At 49.5% G+C, this 16,085-nt stretch carries 17 protein-coding genes; 4 read left to right on the forward strand and 13 right to left on the reverse strand.

From position 1 onward, the window contains the following. Positions 1-61: 61 nt before the first annotated feature. From HY879_00415 to HY879_00440, 6 genes are all read right to left on the reverse strand, one after another. A complete protein-coding gene (locus HY879_00415) occupies positions 62-388 on the reverse strand; it encodes a type II toxin-antitoxin system RelE/ParE family toxin (protein MBI5601796.1) in 327 nt (108 codons plus the stop codon). Continuing rightward, positions 385-615 (reverse strand): addiction module protein, encoded by a 231-nt coding sequence (locus HY879_00420; protein ID MBI5601797.1) that lies wholly within the window; start codon positions 613-615, stop codon positions 385-387. Before HY879_00420 ends, HY879_00415 begins: the two co-directional genes overlap by 4 nt. A 407-nt stretch (positions 616-1,022) precedes the next feature. Next, positions 1,023-1,541 carry a hypothetical protein gene (locus HY879_00425; protein ID MBI5601798.1) on the reverse strand — a complete coding sequence of 173 codons (519 nt, stop codon included), beginning with the start codon at positions 1,539-1,541 and terminating at the stop codon, positions 1,023-1,025. Between the two features lie 10 nt (positions 1,542-1,551). Next, positions 1,552-2,001, reverse strand: coding sequence for a DUF3795 domain-containing protein (locus HY879_00430; GenBank protein ID MBI5601799.1), 450 nt, complete (start codon positions 1,999-2,001; stop codon positions 1,552-1,554). A 44-nt stretch (positions 2,002-2,045) separates the two neighbouring features. Further along, positions 2,046-2,366: a hypothetical protein gene (locus HY879_00435; GenBank protein ID MBI5601800.1), complete on the reverse strand. Its 321-nt coding sequence runs from the start codon at positions 2,364-2,366 to the stop codon at positions 2,046-2,048. 31 nt (positions 2,367-2,397) lie between these two features. Continuing rightward, positions 2,398-3,264 carry an RNA polymerase sigma factor gene (locus HY879_00440; GenBank protein ID MBI5601801.1) on the reverse strand — a complete coding sequence of 289 codons (867 nt, stop codon included), beginning with the start codon at positions 3,262-3,264 and terminating at the stop codon, positions 2,398-2,400. Positions 3,265-3,424: 160 nt separating this feature from the next. Here HY879_00440 and hypE point away from each other — a divergent pair, with 160 nt between their 5' ends. Further along, positions 3,425-4,429, forward strand: coding sequence for a hydrogenase expression/formation protein HypE (hypE, locus tag HY879_00445; protein ID MBI5601802.1), 1,005 nt, complete (start codon positions 3,425-3,427; stop codon positions 4,427-4,429). A gap of 18 nt (positions 4,430-4,447) precedes the next feature. On the opposite strand, the gene HY879_00450 is transcribed toward hypE, so the two are convergent. Both HY879_00450 and HY879_00455 read right to left on the reverse strand, forming a co-directional pair. Continuing rightward, a complete protein-coding gene (locus HY879_00450; protein ID MBI5601803.1) occupies positions 4,448-4,939 on the reverse strand; it encodes a ferritin family protein in 492 nt (163 codons plus the stop codon). A 24-nt stretch (positions 4,940-4,963) separates the two neighbouring features. Beyond that, positions 4,964-5,749, reverse strand: coding sequence for a prolipoprotein diacylglyceryl transferase (locus HY879_00455; protein MBI5601804.1), 786 nt, complete (start codon positions 5,747-5,749; stop codon positions 4,964-4,966). 538 nt (positions 5,750-6,287) lie between these two features. Here HY879_00455 and HY879_00460 point away from each other — a divergent pair. From HY879_00460 to HY879_00470, 3 genes are all read left to right on the forward strand, one after another. After that, positions 6,288-6,932: a lactate utilization protein gene (locus tag HY879_00460; GenBank protein ID MBI5601805.1), complete on the forward strand. Its 645-nt coding sequence runs from the start codon at positions 6,288-6,290 to the stop codon at positions 6,930-6,932. Between the two features lie 163 nt (positions 6,933-7,095). Further along, positions 7,096-8,922: a GAF domain-containing sensor histidine kinase gene (locus HY879_00465; protein ID MBI5601806.1), complete on the forward strand. Its 1,827-nt coding sequence runs from the start codon at positions 7,096-7,098 to the stop codon at positions 8,920-8,922. Between the two features lie 74 nt (positions 8,923-8,996). Continuing rightward, the gene (locus HY879_00470; GenBank protein MBI5601807.1) at positions 8,997-11,990 is read left to right on the forward strand and encodes a PAS domain S-box protein; all 2,994 of its coding nucleotides are present in this window, start codon (positions 8,997-8,999) and stop codon (positions 11,988-11,990) included. On the opposite strand, the gene tatC is transcribed toward HY879_00470, so the two are convergent. From tatC to HY879_00495, 5 genes are all read right to left on the reverse strand, one after another. Then, entirely contained in the window at positions 11,987-12,730 is a 744-nt protein-coding gene (tatC, locus tag HY879_00475; protein MBI5601808.1) for a twin-arginine translocase subunit TatC, read from the reverse strand. The genes HY879_00470 and tatC overlap by 4 nt on opposite strands. Further along, positions 12,723-13,049 carry a twin-arginine translocase subunit TatB gene (tatB, locus tag HY879_00480; protein ID MBI5601809.1) on the reverse strand — a complete coding sequence of 109 codons (327 nt, stop codon included), beginning with the start codon at positions 13,047-13,049 and terminating at the stop codon, positions 12,723-12,725. The genes tatC and tatB overlap by 8 nt, the downstream gene beginning before the upstream one ends. A 179-nt stretch (positions 13,050-13,228) precedes the next feature. Continuing rightward, complete coding sequence (gene uvrC / locus HY879_00485; protein MBI5601810.1) at positions 13,229-14,857, reverse strand: excinuclease ABC subunit UvrC; 1,629 nt, start codon at positions 14,855-14,857, stop codon at positions 13,229-13,231. A gap of 190 nt (positions 14,858-15,047) precedes the next feature. Next, positions 15,048-15,428, reverse strand: coding sequence for a MerR family transcriptional regulator (locus HY879_00490; protein ID MBI5601811.1), 381 nt, complete (start codon positions 15,426-15,428; stop codon positions 15,048-15,050). 119 nt (positions 15,429-15,547) lie between these two features. Beyond that, on the reverse strand, positions 15,548-16,085 hold a 538-nt coding region (locus tag HY879_00495; GenBank protein MBI5601812.1), incomplete at its 5' end, for a hypothetical protein.

Below are 16,085 nucleotides of genomic sequence, written 5' to 3' on the forward strand. Positions count from 1 at the left end.
ACCTGCGCGGCTTATTTTAAATATCAGGAATAAATATTAACCTTAAATCAGAACATCCGTTTCAGCCTTTTGTTCGGTTCATCCATTCCTTCAACCTTTTCGTCCTGCCTTGCCAGTATCTCGGACGCCTCTTTTGATGGGCGACAGCAACGATCACGATCAACTCGGGTCCGACGGAATATAGAATATTGTAAGGGAAGTGGTCGAGAACCTTCCGCCGTATGCCGCTGCCGACTGCTCCCGCTGCGTACGGGTTCTGTACGATGAATGAAACTGCCCTGTGTACCTCAACTATGAAAAACATACCGACGCCTGGGGCTTCTTCCTCGTAGTAGCGGACAGCTTCCCGAAATTCCTGGTCAGCTTCGGGAAAGAACTCCGTTTTCATGAAATGTCCGATATCGCGCGACGGAAGACTTCATCGGCGGGAATTCCTTTTATCTTGCCATCACGGAACTCTTTGAGCCGACGCTCTGCCTCTTCCACCCAGAGCTGTTCAACTTCGATGTCAAGGGGCTCATCTAAACTTAAGAGGAGTTTTCCTGCCAATTGAGCACGTTCTTCAAGGGTCAACTCCATCGCTGTGGATAGGATTTCATCGCTTTTCTTGGACATGTCCTGATTTTCCTTTCATTAATGGTCGTACCGCTAATTTATCCCGGACTTCGGTTGCAAACTCTTTTATAGTAACGTCTCCCGGGGACTTCGTCAAAAGGAAAATGAGGATGCCCTCATCCCCTGTGTCCTGGAACCAGATGAAAACAAAAAACCCAATAGCGCCTAATTTTGGCGCTACTGATCCAAAAGATAGCAGCCTGTCCCGGACATGATCCGGGAAGGTAGACCCCCTAACCTGCCCCAAGTGCCAGGGATTGATCCGTATTTATCATCAGTATAGAGGACCAGGAAGTAATCAACAAGATTCTTTTGCACGTGGGCGTATGGCAAACCAACCAGAGACCCCCACACAAACCAAAAGCCCTCGAATTTCAGATAGACTACTCGGATTCCCAACCTTCTTTCTATGAGGCTGCCCCATGATCAGGATTTTGAGGTTTCCGCAGATCACCCCGCCTGCTTATACATTTCAATCCGTGTTTTTCCAGGTTCCAGTATACGCATCTCTCGGGCCAGGTGTTACAGATTTCTGCGTGTTTCCCTGATACTTTGGAGACTACAATCGGATTCTTGGGGTATTTTCCCAGAACATCAAGGGCTTCTTCTTGCGTTACGTATTGGGCCCATCCGATCTCTACCATCCCTTCGGCCAGTTCATCCAAAAACACGGATTCCGTCCTCGGAGAATCCTTGAATACCGCCCGACAAACCCGTTCTCCCACCGCATACATGCTTGACTGTCGTACCAACTGTGTTACTTCCCCTGGACCCATCCGTCTTGGATCGGACTTACCCGTTTCTTCCCGTAGTCGATTTCCAATCTTAGAGTCTTTGAGGGAGCCTTGAAAAGAGTCGCAGATCTCCAGCGTCTGTTTGATTGCCTCAAGCACTTTACCCGACGTATAGTCTTTCACCTCAGCCATGATGTTTTCCTTAGTCCGGATTTACGATTTCTTGACAATGGCGGCAGCGTTTTACTCCCCTGAAAAGCTGTTCACCACAATGGGGGCAGCGGTAGCGCTTTTCCTCGGCCTCGACCCATTTCTCCGTCCCCATTTCGCGCCGCTGCGGGACAGCCCGCAAAATGACCTTCCGGCCTACGGGAACAGGAAAATTGTGGATATGCTCACAGGGAAATTCAGAACACTGGTGACACCCTTCATAGCCTTTTTGCCGGGTGCAGGACTTGATCGCGCAAGTGGTGCAGTAGCCAAACACCTCGTCGGATAAACATCCCCGGCAGCGAATCTCCTCCGGTGAAACTCCATAGGCAGGGGCTAATCGTTCCTTTAGCTTTTGATTATTGTCCCTGTGGGCCATCATGATCGCACAAACCCCGCAGTACAGCCCGCAGGGAGCCAGCAATTCTTTATTGATTTCCACGCCGTTCCTCCTTGATTTAGATAGTGTTAAGAAATTATTCACATCTATTCTGCCTTCCTATAGCCTGCCGCCAAACCGTCAGAAGTTTCAACTCCGACTCCGACAAAAAGAATTTCGCCGTTCTTGCTATAAGAAAGATCGTATATGGGGCCCGTCTTTTCAATCTTGAGGTCGAAGGTTCCGGCTTCGCTGCCATCGGGATAAAGATAGGTGACGACATAGTCGCCGGGAAACCCGTTTGAAGTGTCGCCAGTGGCCGTGCCTCTTCCGGTTTCCTTCTTTTCCAGACGAGAGGTATACCAGGTCGCCTCAATAGTATTGCCGGTAGCTCCCATGCGGTAATATACAACTCCAATGTCGATCACATTTTCCTCCTCATATCAGGCCCGTAGATTATCAGCCGTTTAACATTTCTAATCTTCCGGATTCCACCAGTTTCTTTATAGATTCCACGAAGCTCACCGGTGCGGCATATTCCGGATGGCTCCGAAAGAGGAAGGCCACGCGCTGCAATTTGTCAAGCTCCTGAAGCCGGGAGTCGGCCAAGCCGTTTTCGCGAACATAGCAGCGATGGCCGGCAAACCGAAGGTTTTCCGGATCGAGCAACTTGATTTTAATTTCATGGGGAATCAACTTAGCGCAGGCGCAGGGGTTTTCCGGATTGACCAGACTGCATTGTTTAATCATAAAATTCTGAATCTGCTTCCTTCCGCGGGAAAGACGCTGGCGAAAGGTATCGGGTGTAATGTTCAAGATGTGGCTGCCCTCGGTGCTCGTTACTTCAAAAACTACCCCCAGGATAAAGGCCAGGCGAATCTCCCGGCTCAAACAAAGCAACACCCCCTGTAAACAGGCCAGTTTGACCTCCTCGACGATCAGGTTATCTTCGGGGGTCTTGACATTTTCTAAGCGTGACATTGCTAACGCTTTTTCAATTCCCTGCTCGCACATTTCAAAGGAGTATCCCCACCTTTCTGCCCTGCGTTTATGGGTGGAGAGCAAATGGTTGGCGGCAATGCGAAATACCCAGGTGGTAAACCGGCTCTCCCCTTTGAAGTCGGCCAGGTGGGTAATGACCTTGATTAAAATCTCCTGGGTCGCGTCCTCAGCGTCGGCGGGTAAAAACAGAGACCTGAGCGCCAGATTATAGATTCTGTCCTGAATCCTTCTCACCAGCTCTTCAAGGGCGTCTCTTTGGCCTTCTTTGGCCGAATCAACCAGGCTTTCAAGGCTTGGATTATCAGGTGATGTTTCTTTTGCCATTTTGATCCTTTTTCCTGTTAGACAAAAATGAATGGCCATGTGTGACATAAAAAATAGACAGGCTGTCACTGTGCCTTCCGCCCTATTTTTCTCCTTGACCGTGCCTTTTTCTTTCCTTATACTCTTTCCATCAAGAAGGAAATTCTTATTAAAAAATCAAATGTATAAAATCTTACTGGATCACGGCAGCGGAGGCCGGGCCTCCCATGAATTAATTGAAAAAGTCTTTGTTCCCCGGTTTCAAAATCCGGTTTTAAACGATTTAAATGACAGCGCGGTCTTTGAACTGAACGGGGCCAGGCTGGCCTTCACTACGGACAGTTATGTGGTGGATCCGATTTTTTTCCCAGGCGGCGATATCGGTTCTTTGGCTATCTGCGGTACGGTCAATGACCTGGCTATGAGAGGGGCCTGTCCCCATTATCTTAGTGTCGGGTTTATTATCGAAGAAGGATTTCCCGTAAAAGACCTGGAACAAATCCTCTTCTCCATGGAAAGGGCCGCCAGGGAAGCCGGGATTTATGTCGTGACCGGCGACACCAAGGTGGTCCCCAAGGGCAATGTTGACAAGATCTTTATTAACACTGCCGGGATCGGCCTTATCCCCGAGGGGATCGATATCGCCGGGCAGAACGCCAGGCTCGGAGATGCGGTCCTGGTTAGCGGCACGATCGGCGATCACGGCCTGACCATTCTTTCCAAAAGGGAAGGGTTGTCTTTTGAGTCCACTCTTAAAAGCGATGCCGCCCCTTTAAACCACCTGGTCCGGGAGATGATCGAGACCGGGGCGGAAATCCATGTCCTTCGGGATCCCACCCGGGGGGGTCTGGCGACCACCCTGAATGAAATCGCCAGGCAGTCTAAAGTGGGGATAGAAATCCGGGAAGAAGCGGTTCCCATTCGGGAGAGCGTCGCAGCCGCTGCCGAGATCCTGGGGCTGGACCCTTTTTATATCGCCAATGAAGGAAAATTGATTGCCATTCTTCCTGCCCTTCAAGCCGAGGCCGTACTGAAGGTGATGAAGAAAAATCCCTATGGTCAGCAGGCGGCCCTGATCGGAGAGGTTAAGGCCGAAAACCCCGGAAAGGTGGTGCTGAAAACCAATATCGGCGGCAAACGCCTGATGGATATGCTGGCCGGGGAACAACTCCCCAGGATTTGTTGAAATTAAAGAGGAAGCGCCTCAAGCCGGTCCTTTAAAGGATGGGAGCGGTGTCTTATTCTTGAGGGATTCATTAAGGAGCCGGATATGACGGTTTTCTTCCTGGATGATTTGATCCAGTTTTTCCAGGGTTTTTTCATCTTCGATAAAGGCACCCAGCATTTCATAAAAAAGGACAGTGTCTTTTTCAAATTCCACGGACAGGGTAAGCAGACTATCCCGGTCTTCTATCCTGGAGAAATCTGCTTCCGAGACAGAAAAGGCCTGTTCCCCCAATACGCCCTGCATTACGGCTTTGCCCATTTCCTCTAACCGCGGATCTTCCTGATCAGGTGTCACCTTTTCCTTGAACCGGAGAAACCATTTTTCATGCTCGGCCTCTTCATCGGCCAGCCGGCCGAGCAGATCGGCCAAAGAAGCATCCGAAACCTCTTTTTGCGCCTTTCGATAGGACATTTCCCCGTTCTTCTCGATACGAACAGCCAGATCAATAATTTCGCCTAAGGTGAACATTTATTCCTCCTGAAAAATGCCTCTTCAGACAGTCTTTTTAGCCCGAAGGCCGAAGACCAGGAGCCCGCCGGCCAGGATCATCAGGATGCTGAGGATCTGTCCCATGGTCAACAATCCGAAGAGATAACCGACCTGGACATCCGGCTCCCGGAAAAATTCGACCAGGATGCGGAAGGCGCCGTAAAAGAGGAAAAAGCGGGCTACCAAGGCCCCGGGGAAGGTCTTAGCGTTTCTCCCTATCCAGAGGAGAAGGAAAAGCACAGCCCCTTCCAGGAAGGCCTCATAGAGCTGAGAAGGGTGGCGGGGAAATGGGCCACCCTGGGGGAAGACCATGCCCCAGGGAACGGAGGTGATCCGGCCGTAAAGTTCTCCATTGATAAAATTGGCTAATCTTCCTAACCCCAAGCCTATCGGGGCCGTAATGATAAGCAGGTCTCCCAGGGCCATAAGGGAAATCCGGTTTTTCCGGCAATACCACCAACTGGCCACCAGCACCCCCAATAACCCGCCATGGAAGGACATGCCGCCATGCCAGACCGCTACGATTTCCAAGGGGTGTTGAAGGTACTCTCTGAAATTATAAAAGAAGATATAGCCCACACGGGCTCCAAGGATCAAACCCAGGACGAGGTAGAAGTAGAGGTCCAGCAGTTGATCTTTGGTAAGGAGGGGGGATTTTTGCCGGACCAGTTGAAAACGGACGATCAGAAAGGAAGACAAAAATCCGAGTATATACATCAATCCATACCAACGGATCTGCAAAGGACCAAAGGAGATGAGGACCGGGTCGATGTTGGGAAAGGGTATCATATCATTCAACTTGCCTCGGGGGCCTGGGATTTCTGTTCTTTTATTTTTTTTCCGTCCACAATTTTTTCCTTTAATCGGCCGAATTTCCTTCCATAGGGAAGGGGACTTATAGAATCGAAACTTTATTATATCATTTTTTTCCCCCAATGATTATAAAAAAGGTATCAGTTTAGCTTTTTGAAAAAACGTCGATAACCTCTCCGTCATTCCGGTGAACCCTGGATCAGGTCCGGGGCAGGCACCGGAATCCAGACGTTATGCTGAGACGAAAAGAACCTGGATTCCGGTTTTCACCGGAATGACGTGTGCGAAAGTCAGGATTTTCAAGTAAAAGTTTCAAGTTTTTCATAGGGCTAAATTGTTACTAAAAAAGGAAGATGTCCGGAAAAGGATCGATAAAACAGTAGGGCTTGACTATGGCATCATTATCCAATACACTTAGTTCGAAAATAGAAAAAATATTTTCATGCTTCGTGGGGCACCCAGGGGCATGAAGATTTAATAAACAAAAAAAGACGGAAAGGAGCCAAAGGGAAAAATGAATACGGTTCTTGAGAAGTATAATGAAAAGACCGCCCTTCAGATCATCAAGGAATTAGAGAAAAAACGGATGGCCGGAAGTTTCGCCCCGACCATAAACCAGGCCAAAGAAGAGGTGCTCCGGATGATCCCGGTGGGGGCTACGGTATTCCGTTGCGGATCGAGTTCCCTGGTGGAAATGGGGTTTTGGGAGACCCTGAAAGCCCTCCCCAATGTTACGGTTATCGATCCCTACCTGCCGGAATATTCCCCGGAAGAGGGGCTTAACCAGCGCCGCCGGGGCCTTTCAGCCGACATCATGATCTCCAGTACCAATGCCATTACCTTGAACGGGACCCTGGTCAATCTGGACGGGATGGGAAATCGGGTGGCGGCCATGGCTTTCGGTCCCCGGAAAGTCATTCTGGTGGTGGGGATGAACAAGGTATCTCCGGATCTGGACAGCGCTTTGAAGCGGGTGAAACATTATGCCGCTCCTTTAAACAACATCCGGCTGAATCTGCCGAACCCCTGTACGGAAACCGGTCTATGCGCCGACTGCCGCACACCCAGCCGTATCTGTAATATGTGGTCCATCATTGAAGGCCAGGCCGTCAAGGACCGGATTCACGTCAAGCTGGTCGGTGAGCCGATGGGCTATTAGTTAGAAAATAAAGTTTCAAGTTGCAGGATGCAAGATTCAAGAAAGACAAACGATTCAGGGATCAGGGGCCAGGGGTCGGGGATCAGCGAAAGACATTTTCATGCTTCGTGGTGCCTCCATGGGGCATGAGGGTTTAGTTCGAGCTAAACCCTGTGAGACGTAAATGATTGGACGTTCTGTGGACAAACTTATCCAGGCTATGCGGAATGAACCCTGGGCCTATGACTGCCAGAGTGAGCGCTTTTGGGAGCACCTGGCGGCAGCCCTTCAGGGGTCTTTCCTGCCCGACTTTCTGACCGAGATATCCGGGAAGGTCGAAGAAATCATAGAAATAAATCCGGACCTCTCCGAGCCCGAGATCTTAACGATCGTAACCCGGTACATGGTGGAGTTTCTGGGGGCCCTTTCGGCCTCGGTCAGAATTTACGATCCGAACACCGGCCAGATGCTTTCCTTCGGATCCCATCCCTATCAGGAGACTTCCCGAAAAACCACCATCCCTCTGGAGAACACCATTGCCGGAGAGGTCGTCAAGAGGCGACAGACCTACCTGGTCCCCAGTATTCTGCGGGAAGACCTGTACCGGGATAAAGGTGTTATCGATCGCCGGGGAGTCCGCTCCATGATGGCCGTGCCTTTTGCTATTCCCCGGTTTTTCCCCCATGAAAGAGAGACGGTCGGCGTCATTCAGATCTATTACCGTGATGATAATCGCCGATTTCCGCCCCTGGATATCCAGATGGCCGAACTCATGGCCCGGAGACTCAGTTTTGTCATGGGCCGGAAGAAGGTCCTTTCCCTTTACCGGATCAACGAGAAAAAAGAGGCCATTGTCCAGAAGGTTTTTCAGAAGCTTGGTTCCCGGGGAGGGATCAAGATGAAAGATGTCTTTATCCGGGTGATTCCTGAGATTGCCGACATCATCAACGTCCAGAGCAGCGCCCTCTTTTCTGTCTCAGACGATCTGGAACAGGTGGTCCTGGAGGCCGGCTACCCGGATGCAACGGGATATCATGGAATCGGAAAGAGTTTTCCGATAAAGAGTGAACCGGCCTTTGAAATCCTGCTGGGACGGGAAGAATACCGCCAGGAGTCCCCATTTGAGGTGGTGACGCCCTCTTATCTCCTTATCATCGATCCCCAGCGGAGTCCCTGGATTTCCAATAACCTGAAGCGGTTTGCAGCTAATCACAACATCAACTCCATCCTTTATGTCCCGCTGAAGGTCAATGAAGAGATTACTCATTTTATGACTTTTGACGCCCTGGATCTTAGAAAAGGATACAGCGAATGGGAGATCGAGATCTTTCTTTTTTTAGGCCGGGAACTTATGCGTGCCCAGAAGATTGAGCAGCTTGATGACACGCTGCATGACTTTAAAAATCCGGCCATAGCCATTGCAGGATTTGCCCGAAGGCTGAAGACCATGCTTCAGCAGGAAAGCCCGGCAGCCGACCAGGAGACCATTAAAAAGTACCTGGATATCCTGGTAGACGAGACCAGCCGTATCCAGGAGATGGCCTTGAGCATCCAATGGACCGGTAAAGAGCAGGTCGTTAACCTGACGGAGGTCCTGAAAAAGCGATTCGAGATCAATAAAGAGGCCATCAAGGAGATGTTGAAAGCCAATGTGACCCTGCGGGAGGGGCCCTACCAGGAGCCACTCCTGGTGCGCTCCTTCCCCTTACACCTCGAACGTATCCTGGACAACCTGCTCAGCAATGCCACCAAGGCCATTCCTTTAAAGGGGGGGAAGTTGTCGGTGCGCACCTATGCGGAAGGCCCCTGGGCCTGCGCCGAGATTGCCAACAGCGGGCAAATCTCCGACGAAGACCGGCTGAAACTCCTCGAAGGAGAAGGGCGGGGCCGGGGGATCTACATCACCCACCGTCTCGTTAGACTGCTCAAAGGGCAAATTGAGGTGAAAGTCGGGAAGGATTCCACAACCATGATCGTACGCTTTCCTTTGAACTCGGCCCAGGAATCATGAGCTTCAGAAATTTCTCTAAAATGCCGAAATAATAAAAATAGATCCTGAAGGTCCACAAAGAAAAGGAGGGCGCTGTGAAATTCTCCTTTTTCAAGACAGTTAGAATGCATCTGCTGTTGCTGGTATTAATCTCTATTCTACCGGCCCTGGGAATTATTATCTATTCAGGAATAGAACGGAGCACCCATGCCATTGATATGGCCAGGTCTGAAGCCCTGCGGGTAGTCCAGGACCTCGCCCATGACCATGAAGGGGCTGTGGAGAGCACGCGTCAGTTTCTCATGACTTTGGCGAAGGTGCCGGAAATACGGAACCTGCAGAAGGGAGGAAGTAACCAGCTCCTTGAGGAATTACAGAAACAAAATCTTTTATATGGAAACATTTTTGTTACTAATGCTCAAGGGATCCTGGTATCCTCTTCGGCTGCGCCCCTGTCGCCTGCCCCGATAAGTCTTGCCTCCGGAAAATTTTTTCAGGATGTCGTCAGGACAAAGGATTTCTCGGTAGGAGAATACGCTGTTTGCCCGGCCCTAAGCCGGCCGGTCCTCCATTTTGCTTATCCCCTTTTGGATACCGGAAACCGGTTCATAGGGGCGGTGGCTGTTTCTCTTGACCTGGCCCGCTATGCCCGGATATTTTTCATAGATCGTTTATCCCAAGGTTCCACATTAACTTTTTGTGACCGCAAAGGCACCCTTCTTTTTAGGAACCCTCCGGCCCAGGACAATAAGACAGCCAAGACCGAACGGCCCGAGATATTCAGTCTCATGTCGATCCAACCGAAAGAAGGGATTTTCCCCTATATCGGCCAGGATGGGGTAAGACGTCTTAATGCCTATGAAAAATTTCATCTGTCGACCATGAGTCCGCCCTATCTTTTTATGCGGGTCAGCATTCCGGAAAAGAAAGCCCTTTTACCCGCAAAGAAATTTATAATCGTTAATGTGATGTTATTAGGGGGGGCCTTCGCTATTGCCTTGATTTCGGCCTGGTTTTTGGGAAATACCATTATTGTCAAACGTCTCAATAAGCTGGTGGAGGCCTCTCGCCGATTGGGACAGGGGGATTTGAAGACCCGAACCGGCCTGGATTATAAGAATGATGAATTGGGCCATTTAGCCCGGGTCTTTGATGAGATGGCGGAGGCCCTTGAAATCAAGAATGCCGAGCGTGAAAAGGCGGAAAAGGCCATCCAAAGCGAAAGGCAGCGATTTCAGACCCTGGCGGATAATGCCCCTTTTGGCATGATTTTAATAGATAAAATGTGGACCTTTACTTATCTGAATCCCAGATTTAAAGAACTCTTCGGTTATGATTTGCCGGATATTCCCAATGGAAAAACCTGGCTTCAAAAGGCCTTTCCGAATCCCGGCTACCGAAGGGACGTTTTTGCTAACTGGAAGAACGATTTCAAAGAAGACCAGCCAGGTCAAAAAAGATCAAAAATCTATACGGTTACCAGCAAAGAAGGGCTCCAGAAGGAAACCAGCTTTACCTCCGTAATGTTAAATACCGGCGAGATCGTCATGAGTTGTGAGGATATCACCGAACAGAAGCGGGTCGAAAAGGCCCTCCAGGAATCCGAAGCCAAATACCGTAATGTGGTGGAGAATTCCCTGGTCGGGATTTGCATTATACAGGATGATCTGTTGCGGTTTGTCAATAAGGGGTTTTGTGAGATTTTCGGGTATGACTGCGAGGAGATTGTCGACAAAAAGCATCCCCTGTTTATCGTTCACCCCGAGGATAAAAAGAGGGTCCAGGAAAATATTGAAAAAAGAGTGGGCGGTGAAATAGAAATTCTGGAATACGAATTCAGGGCCTTCCGGAAAGACGGGAAGGCGATTACAATAAAATCGTTTGGAAGTTCCATGGTCTATAAGGGTCGGCGGGCCGCCACCGGAGTCCTTCTTGACATCACCCGGGAAAAGACCCTGGAGACCCAGCTTCATCAGGCCCAAAAAATGGAAGCCATTGGAACCCTGGCCGGTGGTGTCGCCCACGATTTCAACAACCTGCTCATGACCATCCTCGGCTACACCGCGCTTATGCTGTTGGAAACGGATCCCGAGGATCCGAATTATGAGAAACTTAAAATTATTGAAAGACAGGTCCAAAGCGGGGCGGAATTAACCAGACAACTTTTGGGTTTTGCCCGGCGGGGCAGGTATGAAATAAAGACCACGGACTTAAACAAACTGCTGGTCAGGTCTTCCGAACTGTTCGGCCGGACGAAAAAGGAGATCAGCATCCACAAGAAACTGGAAAAAGATCTTTGGACCGTGGAGGTCGACCGGGGGCAGATGGAACAGGTGCTTTTGAACCTCTTCGTCAATGCCTGGCAGGCCATGCCCGGAGGCGGCGAACTTTATCTGGAAACCGGCAATATCCTGGTCGATGACTCGCAAGCCCAATTCCTGGCCATAAAGCCTGGGAATTATGTGAAGGTCTCCATAACCGATAATGGTCTGGGTATGGATGAGGCCACCAGACAGAGGATATTCGAACCTTTCTTTACCACCAAAGAAATGGGGAGGGGGACCGGGTTGGGGCTGGCCTCCGCTTACGGGGTGATCAAAAATCATGGGGGTACCATTAATGTCTATAGTGAAAAAATGAAAGGAACAACTTTCAGTTTGTATCTTCCCGCTTCCGGAAAAACCGTGATCGAAGAAAAGGAGAGTTCCGATACCCTGTTGACCGGAACGGAAACCATTCTGCTGGTTGACGACCAGGAGGAGATCCTCCACGTGGGGAAAGCCCTATTGCAGAGATTGGGCTATACGGTTCTCTTAGCAAAAAGCGGAGAGGAGGCCCTTGTGGTTTATCAAAAAAACAAAGAAAGGATCGATCTGGTGATCCTCGATATGGTTATGCCGGTCATGAGCGGCGGAGAAGTATACAAAATGTTAAAGGGTCTGAACCCGCTTCTCAAAGCCATCCTTTCAAGCGGGTACAGCCTGAACGGGCAGGCCGCGCGGATTATGGAAGACGGCTGCAATGGTTTTATTCAGAAACCCTTCCATGTGGTGGAACTATCGAAGAAGATAAGGGAAGTGCTGGGTTAGACGCCTTCTTCATCTCCTTGTTTTTTCCCCTTTCCGGTGAATTTAACGATCAGGATGCTGATTTCATAAAGCAGATAGAGCGGGACGGCCAGCAGGATCTGGGAGACCACGTCGGGTGGTGTAATGACGGCAGCCACGATGAAAATGAGCAGAATGGCGATACGTCGATTTTGGGCCATCATCCGGGAATTGATGATGCCGACCCGCCCTAAAAAATAGGCCAGGACCGGGAACTCAAAGACCAAACCGAACCCCAGCAACAGTTTCAGACAAAAGGAAAGATATAATTGGAGGGAGGGCAGGGCCCGGATATTTTCCGTGGAAAATCCGACCAGAAAACGAAATCCCACGGGAAAAACTACGTAGTAGCCGAATAAAGCCCCTCCAGCAAATAAAAGAGAGGAGATCATTACAAAAGGCAAGACAACCTTTTTTTCCTTTTGATGCAACCCCGGAACAATAAACATCCAAAGCTCATAAAAAATAACCGGAGAGGCCAGGACGATTCCGGCGATCAAGCTGGCCTTTAGATAAATAAAAAAGGCCTCGGGTAAGGCTGTAAAAACCAGCTTGTCCCCGGGGGGAAGGACCCCGATCAAGGGTTGAACCAGCCATTCAAAAATCTGGGCTGAGTAGGCATAGGCCACCCCGAAGCCGATCCCCACGGCGACGAAACAGATGATCAGCCGCTTTCTGAGTTCTGCCAGGTGAGCGGTAAAAGGCATTTTTACATCAGGCATCTGGGGCTTTCGGAAATGAAGAAGCCGGCGTTACCGCGGCGGGTTCGGACTCGGTTTTTTCTTCCCTATTCTCCGAAGCGGGGGGGGATAGGGGGGGGTCTAAATATTGGGTCGGTTCAATAATATTGGTAAGATCCTTTTGAACCTCTTTGAGCTCTTCGCCGACGTTAAGATTTTCCTTGATTTCTTCGGTCGACTTTTTTAATTCGGCCAGCCCCTTTCCGATGGACCGGGCCAGTTCCGGCAGTTTTTGGGGACCCAGGACTATAAGAGCCACGACCAGAATCAATAAAAATTCCGGCATTCCAATACCGAACATGATAAAAGCCTCCTTAAAGTGACGGGTAACGAGTGACGGGTGACGGGAAATAACCGTTGGTATGATATCGCCAAGCCAAAGTGTGCCCCTCGTCAGTCACACAAACCATGTCAATCTTAGTTATTCTCCAGTGAACTGTCAACAGGTAATGTTGACTCCCCCCCTTCACTTTCAGATGACTATTGAAGAGGCTTCGCCTTTTGGCGAATTTCTTTTTCGCGCAACTTATGATGGTAGGCCAGGGCAAAGCGATGGGCTTCGTCACGGACTTTTTCCAGAAAATGTAAAAGGGGCGAATCGGGCGACCAGCGGACCGCGTTTTTCCGGTTAGGGAGATAAATGCCGTCCTTTCCGCCCTGGGTCCGAAAGGTTCTTTTAGCCAGGGCCAGAATATCCGGTTTTTGATCCTGGGAGAATTCTTCCAGGACATTTTTCAGGACATTCAACTGGCCTTTACCTCCATCCACCAGGATCAGATCTGGCAATCGTTTTTCATGGCGGACCAGCCTTTTAATCATCTCTTCCATCATGGCATAATCATTGGGCTGGTCAATGGTCTTGATTTTAAAACGGCGGTAACCGGTTTTGTCAGGCCGCCCCTGATCAAAAATCACCCAGGACCCTACGGCCAGATCCCCCTGGATATTCGATATGTCCAGGGCCCCGACTGTTTGGGGCAGGATAGCCAATTCCAGCTTTTCCTGGACGGGCCGGGCTATGTTCTCCAGGTAATCCTGGGCCGGTTCCTTTTTATCCTGTAAGTTCCGGCAGTTTTCTTCAGCCAGGGCCATCCAGCGCCGTCCTTCCCCCCGGCTGGGGACCATGATCCCGACTTTTTGACCTTTTAATTCGGAGAGGACCTCTTCTATCAGGGGGGAATCCTCCAAAGGAAAAGGGATCATCAGTTTTTGCGGGATGTATTTCCCGTTTCGGTAATATTGATGAATTAAATCAACCAGGCATTCTTCCGGGGACTGGACCGGTGTTTTGAACCGGAAACGGGTCATGCCGGTGATCGAACCGAGGCGGATAAAGAGGATTACGGCTGCAATAGACGCGTCTTGCTCGATCAAGGCTATTACATCCACATCCACGAAATGGGTTGAGACGACCTTTTGTTCCCGTAAAGTTTCCGAAATAGCCTTGATGCGATCCCTTAGGACAGCCGCCTCTTCAAATCGCAGGTTTTCCGAAGCCTGATGCATCTGTCTGTTGAGGCCTTTTAATAAATCGCGGTTTTTGCCTTCCAGGAACCAGATGACCTCCTGGACCCGCCGGCCATATTCCTCCGAGCTTATCTTTCCATGACAAGGGCCGGGACATTTGCCGGTTTGAAAATATAAGCAAGGGCGGGACCGTCTGGGCAGTTCTTTTTGCCGGCATTGACGCAGGGGGAAGATCCTGTGGAGATAATGGACCGTGGCCCGCATTTTTCCGGCTGATGAAAACGGGCCGAAGTATATAGATTTATCTTTCTTTATTTTTCGTACAACTTGCAATCGGGGATAGGGCTCTTCCAGGCTGAGCCTTAAGCAGGGGTATTGTTTGTCGTCACGAAGGTCCACGTTGTAGCGGGGATGATGCTTTTTGATCAGGTTGCTCTCTAAGATCAAGGCCTCTTTTTCATTGGTGGTTATGATATATTCAAGACCTTCCACCCGTTCGAGCAGGGAGGCGATTTTGACCCCCTCAACCTTTAAATAAGAAGTGACCCTTTTCTTCAGATCCTTGGCCTTCCCGACATAAAGGATTTCCTCTTTGCGGTCTTTCATGAGATAGACCCCGGAAAGGTGGGGGAAAGAGGCCATGAGGGATTTTAATTGTTGCAGGTCCAAGTTAGTGCGAAAACAGAAAAATGCAGGCTATAGGCACGAGGCTATAGGCTATAGGCCAATAAAAAACCATAAACTCATTTCACCTTGCCCTTCGCCTATTGCCCATTGCCCATGGCCTATGAAAATTTCCATGTTTCCGGGCTTCATAGAGGGGGTTGAGGGGCTACTTGGAAAGGAATTGTACCAGGTCGGTAAGTTCTTTTTGAATTTCCCGCATCAAGGGCACCATCCTGTCGGTAACTTCGTTTTTGGTCCCATCGTTTTTAGGGAGGGCTTTTTTTTCTTTTTCTTCCTTGGAATTCTGGAGCAGTTTCTTCCTGGCTCCGGCTATGGTAAATCCTTCTTCATATAGCAGCCTTTTGATGGCCAGGATGATTTCGACATCCTTCCGGCGATACATCCGCTGATTCGATCCGAAGCGGACCGGACGGATCATTTTAAACTCGGTCTCCCAATAACGGAGGACATAGGGTTCCAACTGGGTCAGGGCACTGACTTCACCGATTTTGAAGTACTGTTTGTTGGGAATTCCCTCTATTTCCATGGATTCCCTTCTGTTGGAATAATACGATTTGGATTGACTCGTAAGAAGAAGGATTCAATCTCTTAGGTTGCCACATTTTATTATGAAGGAAATATCAACAATATTCAATAGAATTTCTTTTATTTTTCCCTTAAGGTCGCCTCAAATTTCTCAAGAACTTTTTTCAAGAGCCTTTCATGAATGGCATTGACCCCTTCATCCGAAAGGGTCTTTTCAGGCGAACGATAATGGATGCGAACCCCCATATTCTTTTTTCCTTTTGGGATCGGCTTTCCATAATAGAGGTCGAAAAGTTCAATCTCTTCAATGAGGGGTTCTTTAAGGGAAAGGATTTCTTCCTGAATTTCCTGCCAGAGGATATTCTCGCTGAGAATCAAGGCCATATCCCTGGTGACCTCCGGAAACTTTGGCCAGGGTTTGAAAATAGGGATTTCAAGGCCTTGGGCCAGGAGCAGGTCCAGATTTAAATCAAAAAGAAAAGCGGTTTCCCTCAAATCAAACAGGGACCGGACCTGGGGAGATAGTTCTCCCATTTCCCCGAGACCTATTCCCTGCCGAAAGATTTGAACATAATTGTGGGGATTAAAATAAGGAGGCGGTGAAACGGCCTGCAGGGAGTAATTTTCGATTTTCAGGTTTTGGAAGAGGTCGTCCAGA

This window comes from Deltaproteobacteria bacterium (genome assembly GCA_016219225.1).
Classification (GTDB): domain Bacteria; phylum Desulfobacterota; class RBG-13-43-22; order RBG-13-43-22; family RBG-13-43-22; genus RBG-13-43-22.